The 14,686-nt window shown below is 61.6% G+C and carries 20 protein-coding genes and 1 tRNA gene; 6 read left to right on the top strand and 15 right to left on the bottom strand.

All coding sequences use genetic code 11. The annotated features are described in order from the left end of the window. Window positions 1-52: 52 nt before the first annotated feature. Together IEX53_RS02090 and IEX53_RS02095 are read left to right on the top strand one after the other, a co-directional pair. Entirely contained in the window at window positions 53-298 is a 246-nt protein-coding gene (locus tag IEX53_RS02090) for a type II toxin-antitoxin system Phd/YefM family antitoxin (protein WP_188820935.1), read from the top strand. After that, window positions 295-681, top strand: a complete 387-nt coding sequence (locus tag IEX53_RS02095) for a type II toxin-antitoxin system VapC family toxin (protein WP_188820937.1) — start codon at window positions 295-297, stop codon at window positions 679-681. The genes IEX53_RS02090 and IEX53_RS02095 overlap by 4 nt, the downstream gene beginning before the upstream one ends. A gap of 5 nt (window positions 682-686) precedes the next feature. Here the strand turns inward: IEX53_RS02095 and IEX53_RS02100 are convergent, their stop codons facing one another. From IEX53_RS02100 to IEX53_RS02140, 9 genes are all read right to left on the bottom strand, one after another. After that, window positions 687-1,478, bottom strand: coding sequence for an alpha/beta fold hydrolase (locus tag IEX53_RS02100; RefSeq protein WP_188820939.1), 792 nt, complete (start codon window positions 1,476-1,478; stop codon window positions 687-689). 140 nt (window positions 1,479-1,618) lie between these two features. Beyond that, the gene (deoA, locus tag IEX53_RS02105; protein WP_188820941.1) at window positions 1,619-2,932 is read right to left on the bottom strand and encodes a thymidine phosphorylase; all 1,314 of its coding nucleotides are present in this window, start codon (window positions 2,930-2,932) and stop codon (window positions 1,619-1,621) included. A 3-nt stretch (window positions 2,933-2,935) separates the two neighbouring features. After that, window positions 2,936-3,703, bottom strand: a complete 768-nt coding sequence (deoC, locus tag IEX53_RS02110) for a deoxyribose-phosphate aldolase (protein WP_188820943.1) — start codon at window positions 3,701-3,703, stop codon at window positions 2,936-2,938. 54 nt (window positions 3,704-3,757) lie between these two features. Further along, complete coding sequence (locus IEX53_RS02115; RefSeq protein ID WP_188820946.1) at window positions 3,758-4,555, bottom strand: purine-nucleoside phosphorylase; 798 nt, start codon at window positions 4,553-4,555, stop codon at window positions 3,758-3,760. 5 nt (window positions 4,556-4,560) lie between these two features. Beyond that, window positions 4,561-4,956: a cytidine deaminase gene (locus IEX53_RS02120; protein ID WP_188820948.1), complete on the bottom strand. Its 396-nt coding sequence runs from the start codon at window positions 4,954-4,956 to the stop codon at window positions 4,561-4,563. A gap of 2 nt (window positions 4,957-4,958) precedes the next feature. Beyond that, window positions 4,959-5,930, bottom strand: coding sequence for an ABC transporter permease (locus IEX53_RS02125; RefSeq protein WP_188820950.1), 972 nt, complete (start codon window positions 5,928-5,930; stop codon window positions 4,959-4,961). Then, complete coding sequence (locus IEX53_RS02130; RefSeq protein ID WP_188820952.1) at window positions 5,930-7,072, bottom strand: ABC transporter permease; 1,143 nt, start codon at window positions 7,070-7,072, stop codon at window positions 5,930-5,932. Before IEX53_RS02130 ends, IEX53_RS02125 begins: the two co-directional genes overlap by 1 nt. Continuing rightward, the gene (locus tag IEX53_RS02135; protein ID WP_188820953.1) at window positions 7,069-7,623 is read right to left on the bottom strand and encodes a cysteine hydrolase family protein; all 555 of its coding nucleotides are present in this window, start codon (window positions 7,621-7,623) and stop codon (window positions 7,069-7,071) included. The genes IEX53_RS02130 and IEX53_RS02135 overlap by 4 nt, the downstream gene beginning before the upstream one ends. Continuing rightward, window positions 7,623-9,155, bottom strand: coding sequence for an ABC transporter ATP-binding protein (locus IEX53_RS02140; protein WP_188820955.1), 1,533 nt, complete (start codon window positions 9,153-9,155; stop codon window positions 7,623-7,625). The genes IEX53_RS02135 and IEX53_RS02140 overlap by 1 nt, the downstream gene beginning before the upstream one ends. A gap of 151 nt (window positions 9,156-9,306) precedes the next feature. Between IEX53_RS02140 and IEX53_RS02145 the strand changes: the two genes are divergently transcribed. Further along, the gene (locus IEX53_RS02145; protein WP_188821115.1) at window positions 9,307-9,519 is read left to right on the top strand and encodes a SlyX family protein; all 213 of its coding nucleotides are present in this window, start codon (window positions 9,307-9,309) and stop codon (window positions 9,517-9,519) included. 7 nt (window positions 9,520-9,526) lie between these two features. Continuing rightward, window positions 9,527-9,985, top strand: a complete 459-nt coding sequence (locus IEX53_RS02150) for a GNAT family N-acetyltransferase (RefSeq protein ID WP_188820957.1) — start codon at window positions 9,527-9,529, stop codon at window positions 9,983-9,985. Window positions 9,986-10,117: 132 nt separating this feature from the next. On the opposite strand, the gene IEX53_RS02155 is transcribed toward IEX53_RS02150, so the two are convergent. From IEX53_RS02155 to IEX53_RS02165, 3 genes are all read right to left on the bottom strand, one after another. Next, complete coding sequence (locus IEX53_RS02155) at window positions 10,118-11,122, bottom strand: BMP family lipoprotein (protein WP_188820959.1); 1,005 nt, start codon at window positions 11,120-11,122, stop codon at window positions 10,118-10,120. 164 nt (window positions 11,123-11,286) lie between these two features. Then, a complete protein-coding gene (gene msrA, locus IEX53_RS02160; protein WP_188820961.1) occupies window positions 11,287-11,931 on the bottom strand; it encodes a peptide-methionine (S)-S-oxide reductase MsrA in 645 nt (214 codons plus the stop codon). Between the two features lie 10 nt (window positions 11,932-11,941). Continuing rightward, on the bottom strand, window positions 11,942-12,268 hold the full coding sequence (locus IEX53_RS02165) for a hypothetical protein (RefSeq protein WP_188820963.1): 327 nt from the start codon (window positions 12,266-12,268) through the stop codon (window positions 11,942-11,944). 242 nt (window positions 12,269-12,510) lie between these two features. Here IEX53_RS02165 and IEX53_RS02170 point away from each other — a divergent pair. Beyond that, window positions 12,511-12,600: transfer RNA gene (locus IEX53_RS02170), tRNA-Ser, on the top strand. A 31-nt stretch (window positions 12,601-12,631) separates the two neighbouring features. Here IEX53_RS02170 and IEX53_RS02175 read toward each other — a convergent pair. Both IEX53_RS02175 and IEX53_RS02180 read right to left on the bottom strand, forming a co-directional pair. Further along, window positions 12,632-12,985, bottom strand: coding sequence for a type II toxin-antitoxin system PemK/MazF family toxin (locus IEX53_RS02175; protein WP_188820965.1), 354 nt, complete (start codon window positions 12,983-12,985; stop codon window positions 12,632-12,634). Continuing rightward, window positions 12,982-13,206, bottom strand: coding sequence for an antitoxin MazE family protein (locus tag IEX53_RS02180; RefSeq protein ID WP_188820967.1), 225 nt, complete (start codon window positions 13,204-13,206; stop codon window positions 12,982-12,984). Before IEX53_RS02180 ends, IEX53_RS02175 begins: the two co-directional genes overlap by 4 nt. Before the next feature lie 168 nt (window positions 13,207-13,374). On the opposite strand from IEX53_RS02180, the gene IEX53_RS02185 reads away from it, so the two are divergent. After that, window positions 13,375-14,268 carry a DUF72 domain-containing protein gene (locus tag IEX53_RS02185; RefSeq protein WP_188820968.1) on the top strand — a complete coding sequence of 298 codons (894 nt, stop codon included), beginning with the start codon at window positions 13,375-13,377 and terminating at the stop codon, window positions 14,266-14,268. A 61-nt stretch (window positions 14,269-14,329) separates the two neighbouring features. Here the strand turns inward: IEX53_RS02185 and IEX53_RS02190 are convergent, their stop codons facing one another. Beyond that, window positions 14,330-14,674, bottom strand: a complete 345-nt coding sequence (locus IEX53_RS02190; RefSeq protein ID WP_188820970.1) for an RcnB family protein — start codon at window positions 14,672-14,674, stop codon at window positions 14,330-14,332. Between the last annotated feature and the right edge of the window lie 12 nt (window positions 14,675-14,686).

A 14,686-nucleotide genomic window follows, 5' to 3' on the forward strand; every position in this document is an offset into this window, starting at 1 on the left:
GAAAATTGCGGGTAAAAAGACTAAGTCTAATGGACTAAGTTAGGAGTGTGTCATGCACACCGTCAATATTCACGAAGCCAAGACGCATCTTTCGCGTCTTATAGACAAGGCAGCCAAAGGCGAGCCGTTCGTCATTGCCAAATCCGGCAAGCCGATGGTTAAGGTCATCGCCATCGATGCACCCACTACGGACGAAACACGCCGGGTGGGGTTCATGGCCGGTCAATTTTCGGTCCCGGACGATTTCGACCGCATGGGCGACGAGGATATAGCGGAACTGTTCGGCGACGAGGCATGAAGCTGCTGCTGGACACGCATCTTCTGCTTTGGGCGGCAGGCGAGCCCGAAAAACTGCCGTGGACCGCGCGCGCTGAAATCGAGAATGCCGAAAACGATCTTCTGTTCAGCGCGGCGAGCCTTTGGGAGATTTCGATCAAGCGCGGACTTGGCCGTGCGGACTTTACCGTCGATCCCCGTTTGCTGCGGCGGGGCCTGATCGACAACGGCTATCTCGAGCTTCCGATCACGAGCGAGCACGCCGTCGCGGTGGAAGGGCTCCCGCCCATTCACAAGGATCCATTTGACCGGCTTCTTATTGCGCAATCAATCGTGGAAGGCATTCCGCTCATGACGGCTGATGAGATTGTCGCTCAATATCCCGCACCGATCCGCCGCATATAAACGAGCTATCCGCTCGACGCGTTCTGCAGAAACTTCATAAGAAGCCGAGCAAGGCGTTGCGGCTGCTCGATGGGGCTGCCGTGGCCGCCGGGGATTTCGACATATTTCGCGCCGAGGCTTTTGGCCAGCGCCTTTCCTTCCGTCGGGAGCGCCAGCACATCCTCGGCCGCCGAGACGACCAGGGCAGGCTCGCGCCATGGCTTGTTCCATGAACGGGCGTCGAACTTCATCAGCGCCGCCAATTGCCGCTCCTGATCCGCGGCCGATTGCGGAACGGGGTTTTGTTTAAGCGCGGTTTTGAAGGTCGCGATATTTTCCGGCTGGGCAAGCCAATCGCTTCCAGCCACCCAAGGCAGGGTGGCATCCACCAAAAGATCGAAATCGGCACCGGCCTTGCGCAAAGCCAACAGGTTTTCCAGCGCCATGAGCGCCGCCCGGCGAAAGACTGCCGCCGAGTTGAGAATAACGCAGCGCCCGCACAGTTCGGGGAACTGTACCAGCACTGTCTGGGCAATTGTCCCGCCCATGGACTGGCCAACGATGGCGGGGCGGTCTAGTTTTAAACGCTGGATCAATGCCGCCGTATCGACAGCCATGTCCGCAACGGTGAACGGCTTACCATCGTCCTTCGTCCGGCCAACGCCCCGGTTGTCGAAGGTGACGACCTGAAATTGATCGGCCAGATGGGGAACCATCGCATCCCAGAACGTATGGTCGCAAGTGTATCCAGCGATCAGGACAATGGGAGGGCCGCTGCCATGCACTTCATAGTATATGTCAATATTACTGGGTTTCATGATATCCTCCAAACATATTTCGCAAAATATTGCCGAAGAAAATATAACAGTTTCAAAATTATTATAGGGCGTTTAATATTTCAGTTTTAGTACGAACACCCAGCATGCCCCTCACCAATTGCGCGCCGCGCTCTAAAGGCCTACCCCGTAATCCGCCGCTTGACCGGGCGTACAGCGCGGGGGCGCAGCGGTACGAAGCCGTACGCGGCCTGAACGGCGCGAACCGCTGCTTCCGCTGATGCCTCATCGCGAGCATGGACGAGCGCGAGCGGGTCGCCCGCGTTCATTTCCGCGCCGATGGGCTGCAAGGCGGTGAGGCCGACGGCGTGGTCGACCGCATCCTGTGGCCGCGTGCGTCCGCCGCCCAATGCGACAACGGCGAGGCCCAGCGCACGGGTTTCGATGGAGCCGACAAAGCCCTTTTGCGGCGACGGCACTTCGCGGATGACCGGGGCGACGGGGAGGTAATGCGCAGGGCGGGAGACGAAATCACTCGGCCCGCCCAGGAGCGCCACCATGCGCCCGAAGGTTTCCGCGGCCCTGCCGCTTGTCAGCGCCGCACGTGCTTTCTGCGTCGCTTCGAGCGAAGTGGCCGCAAGCTTTGCGGTGACGAGCATTTCGGCGACTAGCGCCAGCGTCACCTCTTCCAGCCGCGCGTCGCGCCGGTCGCCGGTGAGGAAATCGACGGCGTTCTTCACTTCCACCGCATTGCCGGCGGCTGATGCCAGCGGCTGGTTCATGTCGGTCAGGAGCGCGGATGTGGGCAGCCCCGCGCCATTGGCGACGGCGACGAGGCTTTCTGCCAAAGCGGTGGCATCGCGGCTCTTTTCCATGAAAGCGCCGTTGCCGCTCTTCACGTCGAGCACCAGCCCTTGCAGCCCGGCAGCGAGCTTCTTCGACAGGATGGAGGCGGTGATGAGCGGGATCGATTCCACCGTCGCCGTCACGTCGCGGATGGCGTAGAAGCGCTTGTCGGCGGGGGCGAGATTGGCGGTCTGGCCGATGATGGCGCAACCCGCCTCGCGCACCGTTTTTTCGAACAATGCCTTGTCCGGCTGACTGACATAGCCGGGGATCGAATCCATCTTGTCGAGCGTGCCGCCGGTGTGCCCTAAGCCGCGTCCGGAAATCATCGGCACATAGGCGCCGCAGGCGGCGACGATGGGCGCGAGCATCAGAGAAACATTGTCGCCGACGCCGCCGGTCGAATGCTTGTCCACCACAGGGCCATTAAGCGAGGACCAGTCCAGCACGTCGCCGGAATCGCGCATGGCGAGCGTCAGCGCCACCGCCTCGTCACGGCTCATGCCGTTGAAGAAAACCGCCATGGCGAAGGCGGCGATTTGTCCTTCGCTGACCGCACCGGTCGCTATGCTGCGGGCAAAGAAGGCAATCTCCTGCGGGGGTAGGGTCCTGCCGTCGCGCTTGGCGCGGATGATCTCCTGCGGCAGCATGGATTAATAGCCTGAGGTCGAGGCGCTGCCGCTGCCGCCCAGGGCGGCGAGCACGTCATCGAGCAGCTTCGATGCGCCGAAACGGAAGGTCTCGGGCTTCACCCAACCTTCGCCCATGATCTCATCGGCGAAGTCGAGGTATAGAGCGGCATCCTCCAGCGTGCGGATGCCGCCGGCGGGCTTGACCCCGGCGTCGCGGCCGGACTCACGGATCGCCTCCAGCATGATGCGCAGTGCGGCGGGCGTGGCATTGACCTCAACCTTGCCGGTGGAGGTCTTGATGAAATCCGCCCCCTCTTCCAGCGCCACTTCCGACGCCGTCTCGATCAGGGCTTCATCGGCGAGCTTACCTGTCTCGAGGATGATCTTTAGCTTCACCTTGCGGCCACAGAACTTCTTGACCGACCGGATCATCTGCCGGGAGATAGCCGCGCCATTGGCGGCGAAATCGCGGTAGGGCAGCACGAGGTCGATCTCGTCCGCCCCGTCCTTGATCGCCTGCTCCGTTTCGGCCACCACCTCGTCGATATCGGTGCCGCCATGGGGGAAATTCACCACCGTCGCGACCCGCACACCGGTGCCGTGGAGCAGCGCCTTGCCCGTCTCGACAAAGCGCGGCCAGATGCAGATCGCCGCCGTGGACCCATGCGGGGTGATCGCCCGGGCGCTCAGTTCCGCCACCGCCTGCGCGGTGGAATTCTCGTCCAGATCGGTCAGGTCGATCAGGGGCAGGACGCGAAGCGCCAGAGTTCTGCGGTCGGCTGCATTCATGCTATGTCTCCCACTGAGCATGATCCCGAAAATTTGCTTAACGTTCGGATAAGATCATGCGGCCAAAAAATGTTCCAGAATCGTTTGCAGGCGCTTGCCCCCGATGGGCGCCATGTCCTTCGTTTCCTGATGCGACAGTTCGGCTCCCGTCATGCCCGCGCCGTAGTTGGTGATGACCGAACAGGCGGCGACACGCAAGGCCAGGAACCGTGCAAGAATCACCTCCGGCACGGTGGACATGCCGACCGCATCCGCGCCCAGCACTCGCGCCATACGGATCTCGGCCGGGGTCTCGAAGGAGGGGCCGGAGAACCACATATAGACGCCCCTCGAAAGCGCCTCGCCCGCTTTGGCGGCGGCTGTCTCGAGGGCGTGTTTCAGTTCGGTATCATAGGCAGATGTCATGCCGACGAAACGCGCATCCGAGGGCTCGCCGATCAGCGGGTTCATGCCGGAATAGTTGATGTGATCGTCGATCAGCATGACGCTGCCGGGAGCGAGGTCCTCCCGCACGGAACCGGCGGCATTGGTGAGGATCAGCGTTTCGACGCCGAGGCTTTTCAGCGTCTCCAGGGCCGGGCGCATGATGGCGGGGTTGCCGTGTTCGTAATAATGGGCGCGGCCCGCGAGGATGATGACCGGCTTGCCGGATACCCTCCCCGCTACCAGTTCTCCCGCATGGCCTGAAACTCCGCTTGCCGGAAAGCCGGGAAGGTCCGCGTATGGTAAGCGCACGGCATCTTCCACCACGTCCACCAGAGGGCCAAGCCCCGAGCCCAGCACGATGGCGAGTGTGGGCGCGAGTTTCGCTTCTGTAAACCTCGCGGCGATGCGGCTGGCGGCTTCGTTCATCTATCTTATCCCCCGATCACATCCGTCTTGAAACCGCGCGGCAGCAAATCCCCCAGCCGTACGGTTTCCACCACGCCGCTGTTATCGCACAGATGCAGCGGCGTGTCCGGCCCGGCGAATTCGGCAAGACGCTGGCGGCAGCCGCCGCAGGGCGAACATTTCTCCAGCTTCTCGGCGACGACGAGGATTTCGGATATCTCGCCGCCCCCTCCCATGACGAAGTGCGAGAGCGCGGTCGTCTCCGCGCACCAGCCTTCCGGGAAGGAAATCACCTCGACATTGCAGCCGGAATAGATGCGCCCATCCTTCGTACGCAATGCCGCTCCAACAGGAAATTTCGAATAGGGCGCATGGCATTTCTGCATTGCGGCATAGGCGGCATCGAACAGATCGCTAGACATGATTATCGTTCCTTCACATAGGGCACGCCGCCGGCTCTGGGCGGGATGGCCTTGCCGATGAAGCCCGCCAGCAGCACCACGGTCAGCACATAAGGCAGCGCCTGCATGAACTGCGCCGGAACATGGCCGATGAGGGGCAGCGGGCTGCCCTGCATGCGGATCGCCAGCGCGTCGAGGAAGCCGAAGAGGAGGCAGGCGAACATGGCATTGACCGGTCGCCATTTGGCGAAGATCAGCGCGGCGAGCGCGATATAGCCCTTGCCCGCCGTCATGTCCTTGACGAAGCCAGCGCCCTGCGCCTGCGCCAGATAAGAGCCCGCGAGGCCGCAGAGAATGCCGCAGCAGATCACCGCGCGATAGCGCAGCCATGGCACGGAGATGCCCGCCGTATCCACCGCCGCCGGGTTCTCACCCACCGCCCTCAGGCGGAGGCCAAAGCGCGTGCGGTAAAGCACCCACCAGGTGAACGGCACCATCAGGAAGGCGAGATAGGTCAAAAGCGAATGGCCGGACAGAAGCTCGAAATAGACATAGCCGATAACAGGTACGTCTTTCAGCGCCTCAGCGCCCGGCAATTGCAGCGCGCCGAAACGCGCCTCGGCCGGCAGTGCAGGCGTGCGACCGCCCTGCCGGAACCATGCCTGCCCGAGGATGACCGTCGTGCCCGCCGCGATGAAATTGATGGCGACGCCGGAGACGATCTGGTTGCCGCGATGGGTGATCGAGGCGAAGCCATGCACGAGGCCCAGCAGCACCGAGACGAGGATTGCGGCAAGCAAGCCCGTATAGGCCGAGCCGGTGATATAGGCGACCGTTCCGGCGGCGAAGGCGCCTGCCAGCATCTTGCCCTCAAGGCCGATGTCAAAAATGCCCGCACGCTCGGAATAAAGCCCGGCGAGGCAGGCGAAGAGCAGCGGCACGGTCAGGCGGACGGTGGAATCCAGGAGCTGGATGAGCGTGACGTAAGCGTCCATCAATGGCTCTCCCCCGTGGCGATGGGCGCGGCGCGTAAAGCCGAGCCGCCGATGCGTCCGAACAGCCGCTGGATGGCGGGGCGGAACATATGCTCGAGCGCTCCCGCAAAGAGGATCACCAGCCCTTGGATGATGACGATCATGTCGCGCGAGATGTTGGGCATGTCGAAGGCGATTTCCGCGCCGCCCTGATAGAGCATGCCGAACAGGATGGCGGCAAGGACGATGCCGACCGGATGCGACCGCCCCATCAGCGCCACGGCGATGCCGACGAAGCCCGCGCCGGAGACGAAATCGAGCTGCATGCGATGCTGAGCGCCCATGACCGGGTTCAATGCCATCATACCCGCCAGCGCGCCCGATATCATCATGGTGATGACGATGATCTTCGCCTGGCTGATACCGGCATAATCGGCTGCGCGAGGGCTGAAGCCCATGGTGCGAATTTCATAGCCGAGCCTAGTGCGCCAGATCAGCACCCAGACGAGAAAGGCCGAGAGCAGCGCCAGCAGGAAGGAAACGTTGAACGGCGCGGAGCGCACCTGGAGGCCGAAGATCTGGAGCAGCCAGCCCAGCTGCGGCAATTGCCCGCCGGGGCCGAAGACGGCGGTTTCGGGCGCCTGGGATGCCGCCGGTTTCAGCGCGCCGACCAGCAGATAGACCATGAGGCTGGCGGCGATGAAATTGAACATGATCGTCGTGATGACGATATGCGAGCCGCGCCGCGCCTGCAGCCATGCCGGGATCAGCGCCCAGAGCGCGCCGGCCAGAGCCGCGCCCAGGATGGCGAGCGGAAAGGTCAGCCACCAGGGCAGCATATTTCCGAAGGCGAGGCAGACGAGCGAAACGCCGAGGCCGCCAATATAGGCCTGCCCCTCGCCGCCGATATTGAACAGGCCGCAATGGAAGGCGACCGCCACGCAAAGGCCGGTGAAGATGAAATTGGTCGCATAGTAGAGCGTGTAGCCGATGCCCTCGCCCGAGCCGAACGCGCCCTTGACCATCAGCGCCGCCGCCTGCAGCGGGTTCTCCCCGACGAGCAGCACGACAAGCCCGGCGACGAGAAAGGCGACCGTCAGGTTGATGAGCGGAATTAGCCCGTAATCCGCCCAGGCGGGGAGTTTGGCAAAGGGTTGGCTCATGGCAGCGCCTCGATGATGGCTTGCGCGGTGGAGATGCGGGCATACTCGCCATCGAGAATGGAGAGCGTCAGCGCGTGGACCTCCTCCGCCGTCCATGTTCGGCCGTTACGGTCCTTGCGGTCGATACTCGCCACCGCGTCCTCAGCAATGGTGACCTCAAAGCCAAGATTTGCGGCCATGCGCACCGTGGCGTCGACGGAGTTTTCGAGGAGAACGCCCGCAACGACCAGGCGGCCGACCTGCAATTCGTCGAGCACGTCCATCAAATCCGTGCCGACGAAGGCGTTGTTGGTGCGCTTGTCCACGACAGGCTCGCCCATCTGCGGCGCGACTTCCGCCTTGAATTCATTGCCATCGGTGCCGGGGCGATAGGGCGAGTCCGGAACGGTGGAATCATGACGGATGTGAATCACCGGCAGGCGGCGCTCGCGCCAGGCGGCGATCAGGCGCGCCATGGCGGCTTCCGCTTCGGGCTGGCCGCGCCGGCCCCATTTGGGATCATCGATCGCCTTCTGCACGTCGATGATGATGAGTGCCTGTGTCTGCGTCATTACTCAGCCGCTTTCTTGTTTTCCACGCCCGCCATCAGCAGGCCGATTTCGCCTTCGCTTGCCTCCGGTCCGCATTCACCGACGACGCGGCCCGCGAACATCACCAGGATGCGGTCGGAAAGCGAACGGATCTCGTCGAGCTCGACGGAAACGAGCAGCACCGCCTTGCCCGCGTCGCGCATCTCGATGATACGGCGGTGGATGAACTCGATGGCGCCGACATCGACGCCGCGCGTCGGCTGCGCGACGATCAGGACGGGTGGGTCGCGCTCGATCTCACGGGCAAGCACGATCTTTTGCTGGTTGCCGCCGGAGAAATTGGCGGTCTTGAGCCGTGTGTCGGCGGGGCGGATATCGTATTGGCCAATCTTCGCCGCTGCATCCGCGCGGATCGCCTCGATGTTGAGGAACGGCCCTTTCAGATAGCGCGGGTCGTCGTGATAGCCCAGAATAGCGTTCTCGCTTTCCTCGAAGGGAAGCACCAGGCCCATATGATGGCGATCTTCAGGAACATGGGCGAGCCCGCGACGCCGGAGCTCGGCGGGATTGGCCTTGCCGGTGACATCGACCGGCTGGCCGTCGAGCAGGACCTTGCCCGAAACCGCGCGGCGGATGCCGGCAATCGCCTCGATCAGTTCCGACTGACCATTGCCCGCAACGCCGGCTATGCCGACGATCTCGCCCGCGCGCACATTGAAGGAAACATTCTCGACGGCGAGGCTGTCCCGGTTGTCGCGGACGCTCAGATTTTCGACGGCGAGCTTGACCGCGCCGGGCTTCGCCTCCGCCTTGTTGACGCGCAGGAGCACGCGCCGCCCGACCATTAGTTCGGCGAGTTCCTCGACGCTCGCCTGCGCCGTCGGGAGCGTGGCGACAATCTCGCCGCGCCGCATGACTGAAACATTGTCCGTGACGGCCTTGATCTCGCGCAACTTATGCGTGATGAGAACGATGGTTTTCCCCTGCTCCTTCAGCTGCTTCAAGATGCGGAAGAGATGATCGGCCTCGGCAGGCGTCAGCACGCCGGTCGGCTCGTCAAGGATCAATATGTCCGCGCCGCGATAGAGCGCCTTCAGAATTTCCACCCGCTGCTGCAGCCCAAGCGGCAAATCCTCGATCAGCGCGTCGGGGTCCACCTCGAGGCCATATTCCTGCTCCAGCCGCCGCAGCTCTGCGCGCACCTTGGCAATGCCCTTGGCCAGCAGCGGCGCGCCCTCGACGCCGAGCATGACATTTTCCAGCACGGTGAAATTCTCCACCAGCATGAAATGCTGATGCACCATACCGATGCCCGCTGCGATGGCCGCATTGGGATCGGTGATCGCGACCTTTTTGCCGTTGACGCGGATCTCGCCACGGTCGGCCTGGTAGAAGCCGTAGAGGATCGACATCAGCGTCGACTTACCCGCGCCATTCTCGCCGATGATGCCGTGAACGGTGCCGCGTTCGATGCGCAGATGAATATCGCGGTTGGCATGAACCAACCCGAAGCGCTTGTCGATGCCGATGAGTTCGATTGCAGCTTCCGCCATTTCCCCATCCATGGGTAACTTTTGAACAGGGCTGCATCATCCAAGGATACGGCCCGTGTCAACATTAAAGACTCCTGAAAACCGTACAAGCGGTGGATTCACAGGGCCGTCTCTGGCAGAGTCGGTCCTTGACGATGCGACAGGAGCGATGATGAACGGATCGGATGCGGAGCGGCTGACGGAACTGGAAATCCGCGTGGCCGAACAGGACAAGACCATCGAGGAGCTTTCAGGCGAGATCGCCGAGCAGTGGAAAACCATCGAGGCCTTGCGCAAGAAGCTCGACGCGCTGACCGACAGGTTCCTCGTGCTGGAAGAACAGGCCGCGCCGGATGTGCCGGTGACGAAGCCGCCGCATTGGTGAGCAAGAAATGATCAAGATCGAAGCATTGGGTCAGCGTCCCGAACTGATCCCCACATGCGCTCGCTGGAATTACGACCAATGGGGAAGGCAGGCTGGACGTAGCCTCGACGAGACGGTGGCAGGTCTGGAACAAATTATTGCCGGCGATAAGCAGGAGGCGCTGGTGGCGCAACTGGACGGGACACCGTGCGGCATGGTCCTGCTGATCGATTGCGATCTGTCCAGCCACCAGCATCTCAAGCCTTGGGTTGCCAGCGTTCTGGTGCAACCGGATTTTCGTGGGCGCGGCGTGGGTCGGGAATTACTGGCTGCGATTGAACGCGCGGCTCGCGAGTTGGGTTTTCAAGAAGCCTATCTCTATACCGCCAAACCGCAATACTATCACCGAATGGGCTGGGAAATTCAGGAACGCTTCACGGATGGCGGTGAAGAGTTGTCCATCATGAGCAAGTCTCTACAGCTTTGAGAACTCTCCTATCTCTGACCGGAAAGGGCCTCGAAGAGCGAGGGCGCTTGGCGCCGCAATCAAAACATGCCCTAAACAAAACCGCCGGGCTCATCACCCGGCGGTTTCGCATTCAACGTGCAAGCTACCCCATCAATACGGGCACTTGTTGTCCGTCATATAGTCGTGGACCTTGATCTTGCCGGCGATGATGTCGGCCTTGGCGGCTTCGGCGGCCTGCTTCATTTCCGGGCTGATCAGTTTTTCATTGTCCTTGTCGACCGCATAGTCGACGCCGTTTTCCTTGAGGCCCAGAACCTGGACGCCGCTGGTGAACTTGTTGTCGGCGACGTCCTTGAAGGCGTTATAGACGGCGACGTCGACGCGCTTGACCATAGAGGTCAGCACATGGCCGGGATGCAGGCTGTTCTGGTTGGAATCGACGCCAATGCCAAGCTTTCCCGCGTCGGCAACCGCCTGGAGAACGCCGATGCCCGTGCCGCCGGCGGCATGATAGATGACATCTGCGCCCTGGTCCATTTGCGACTTGGCGATCTCCGCGCCCTTGGCCGGATCGTTCCACGCGGAGGGCGTGTCGCCCGTCATGTTCTGGATGATCTTGGCATCCTTGTTGGTGGCCTTGACGCCGCCGACATAACCGCAGGCGAATTTACGGATCAGAGGCACATCCATGCCGCCGACAAAGCCGACCGTGCCGGTCTTCGACGCCATGGCGCCGAGGAGACCGACGAGATAAGAGCCTTCCTCATCCTTGAAGACGACCGAGCGGACATTCGGCTTTTCAACGACGGCGTCGATGATGACGAATTTGGTGTCCGGGAATTCATCCGCCACCTTCTCGATGGCAGCGGTCGCGGAGAAACCGGCGATGACGACCGGCGAGTTTCCATCCTGCGCGAATTTGCGCAAGGCCTGCTCGCGCTGCGCCTCGTTCTGGATTTCGAATTCGCGATAGGCGATGCCCGTGTCGGCCTTGTATTTTTCTGCGCCGAGATAAGCCGCCTCGTTGAAGGATTTGTCGAATTTTCCGCCGAGATCATAGATGACGGCCGGCTTTTCATCCGCCGCGAAGGCGCTTGCCATACCGCCGACGGAAAGGACAGTCGCGGCCATCAGGCCCGTGATAAATTGTTTCATTGTTTCAACCCTCTGGATCACTCTTCACACATAGCCAATATAGCGCGCAGAACCCACCCGCACACTTGGCCCACTATCTGGCATGGTGTCGCAAAAATTTCACGTGGAATCTCGATGCTGTGGAAAATCCCACAGATCCCATCATCCTTCCCGGAAACCCATAACTATGCGATGCAGACGACGCCGGTGCCCTTGAGGCCGCAATAGCCGCCGGGGTTCTTGGCCAGATATTGCTGGTGGTAGTCCTCGGCGTAGTAGAATTCCGGCGCATCGCGGATTTCCGTGGTGATGGGGCCAAGTCCCTTCGCGTCCAGCGCCTTCTGATAGGCTTCGCGGCTCGCCTGCGCAGCCTCCCGGTCATCAGGCGAGAAGGTGTAGATGGCGGAGCGGTAGGTCGTGCCGATGTCCGCGCCCTGGCGCATGCCCTGCGTCGGGTCATGCTCTTCCCAGAAGGCCTTCAAAAGATCGGCGAGGCTTATGATGGCGGGGTCGTAAACCACCAGCACCACTTCCGTATGTCCGGTCAGGCCGGTGCAGGTTTCCTCATAGGTGGGATTGGGCGTGATGCCGCCGGCATAGCCCGCCGCAGTGGCATGCACGCCCGGCATGCGCCAGAACAGCCGCTCCACGCCCCAGAAGCAGCCCATGCCGAACATGATCTTCTTCATGTTGTCCGGCCATGGCCCTTTGAGCGGACGGCCGGTGATGAAATGAGTGCTCGCGGTGGGAATCGGCTCCGCACGGCCCGGCAGCGCCTCTTCCGGGGCGGGCATCTGGACCTTTTTCGTCAGTTTTTCCATCAGGGTCATCGGGCTTCTCCTATGAGTCTGCGACCACATAGCCGAACCGGGCTTGGCGGCGATAGGTCAGGACATGAAACAACAGCGCCAGCACCACTAGGATCAGCCAGGCCGGCTGCTGCAGCACCCAGATGAGCGCCGGGTCCCACGCCATGGGGCTTATGTAATGCGTCACCAGCATTTGTGCATCGGCCAGCGTCTGCGGCGATGCGGCGGACCAGATGTCATGGAGCGGCGTGGCGACTATTTTTCCCGCGCCGACGGAGCGGGCGGCGTCGAGCACGGCACAGATGACGGCGAGCGCAAGGGACGTAACGGCGAGTACGCGAGACAGGAAACGCAGCATGGATGTGTCACTCTACGAATGTTCCGGAGCCTGCTGAATTTAGAGCGCGGCAAGGCGGGGCGCAATCACGGACGCATGGTTTCGAATTCTTTTCAGATTCACGTGAAATAGCGGTTGAACCCGGCCTCATTCTGGCTATAGTGCGCGCCGCACCGGATGGTAGACGCCTAACCAGCGTTACAGGATTCTCCGGTGCATTTGTTTATCCGTTTCGCCACCCATCTTGGGCAAAACGGACGAACGGAGAGGTGGCCGAGTGGTTGAAGGCGCACGCCTGGAAAGTGTGTATACGGGAAACCGTATCGCGGGTTCGAATCCCGCTCTCTCCGCCACACCATTGATTTCCTTGATTTTTATGTTTGATCAAACTGCTCTTTTTGTTTTCGGCCCCGTGGCCAAACCAAGAAATACCATCATTGACTGGTTGAGGCGCACTATATCCTCATCATCCAGCCGTCCGACCAGGCTGCCTATTTTAGCTTTCGGGACGGTCGTAACCTTATCGACCATCAGGTGGGACATTGTACGCAGGTTGTTGCGTTCATTCGGTTCTATGGGAAGCCGGAATAACGGGGCTACCGTTTCATCCGACGTGAAGGCGCAAATGGTGATGGAGTCCATCGCGTCGAAACTGTCATCTTGGACAATTACCACAGGACGAGGCTTGCCTGCATAGGCTTTGCCTCCTGCGGCCGTCCATATCTCCCCGCGCTTCATTCATTGCCCCAATCGGATATGGCATCGATAAATGCCTGATCCGCGTCGGCCTTCGCGCTAGCTGCGACGGCGAGCGATTGACGGTGCGCCTTAGCTTTGAAGGCTGGCGTACGCACGTCTGGCACCCATATCTGGATCGGACGCAAGCCTTGAGCCCGCAGGCGAGCGCGATGTGCTCGCACCTTCACGCGCGAAGACCGGGTCTTGGATGGAGAGGGCATGGCTTTCTCCTTCAAAGAAAGGTTACATGTAACCTATCACAGATATGGGACCATGCCAACAAATCGTCGATGCCGGCGGGTCAGGAACCCCGGCTTCATGCCATCATGGGAACGATAGCCACGCAACCAACGTTCCGTCATCGAACCGCTCAGACACAGGCGAAATCCATGGCGAGGACAGGCACGATCCGCATCGGCATATCGGGATGGACCTATGCGCGCTGGCACGGGGTGTTCTATCCGGAAGGGCTGCCGCAGCGGCAGGAGCTTGCCTATGCGGCGGAGCAGTTTCCCTCGATCGAAGTCAACGGCACGTTCTATGGGTTGCAGCGGCCCGAGAGCTTTGCCCGCTGGAGCAAGGCGACGCCTGACGATTTCGTCTTCGCCATCAAGGGCTCGCGCTACATCACCCATCTGCGGCGGTTGAGGGACGTGGAGACGCCGCTGGCAAATTTTCTGGCCTCGGGCCTTCTGCGGCTTGGGCCGAAGCTCGGGCCGATCCTCTGGAAGTTTCCGCCAAGCCTGAAATTCGATCCGGAATTGTTCGACGCCTTCCTCGCCCTACTGCCCCATGACACCGATGAGGCTTCCGCCCTTGCGCGGCGGCATGATGCGCGGCTTGAAGGGCGCGCGTTTACGGAGAGCGATGCAACCCGGCCGCTTCGTCATGCCGTGGAAATCCGCCACGACAGCTTCCGCTCGCCGGAGTTCATCGCGCTCCTGCGTCGCCATAAAGTGGGGCTTGTCGTCGCCGACACGGTGGAATGGCCGCTCTTGATGGATCTCACTGCGTACTTCGTCTATTGCCGCCTGCATGGCTCGGAGGAGCTCTATGCGAGCGGCTACGACGGTAGGTCACTCGACCGCTGGGCGGGGCGGATACGCGCCTGGGCGGAAGGCCGCGAGCCTGAGGATGTCGAGCGGGTGATGGCGCCGACCAGGCCGCTCGCCAAGGGGCGGGACGTCTATGTTTACTTCGATAATGACATGAAGGTGCGCGCGCCGGCGGATGCCCTGTCCTTGATGAAACGTCTCAGCGTCACATGGCGGCAGGCCGCGTGATTCTGGTGCAAAAAAGCGGCCCCGGAGAGCCGCTTTCTTTTGGCAGGAGGCAATGGAATGCTTACCGTCCCGCAACGATCGCGCCGATGATGCCGCTGGCGATGCTGATGAGCATATAGTCGTTGCCGACCCGCACCCAATGCTGCCCGCGCGGCGGCTTGCGCAGGTGATAGCGGCTGTAGTCGCGCACGACATTGCCGCGATAGCTGCGCGGCAGTTCCCGGCCCCGCGTCCAGCGCTCACGCCGGTCGTCATGGCGACGCATGTCGCGGCGGTCGTCATGGCGCTTGCCCCATGATTTCTCGACCCGCTGCTCATAACCATGGCGCGGCGGCTGGTACTGGGCGAAGGCCGCCGTGGGAGCGAGGATCGAAAGCGCGGTGACGGCGATGACAAGATTTTTCATCTTGATTCCTTG

The organism is Paramesorhizobium endophyticum (assembly GCF_014640615.1).
Classification (GTDB): domain Bacteria; phylum Pseudomonadota; class Alphaproteobacteria; order Rhizobiales; family Rhizobiaceae; genus Paramesorhizobium; species Paramesorhizobium endophyticum.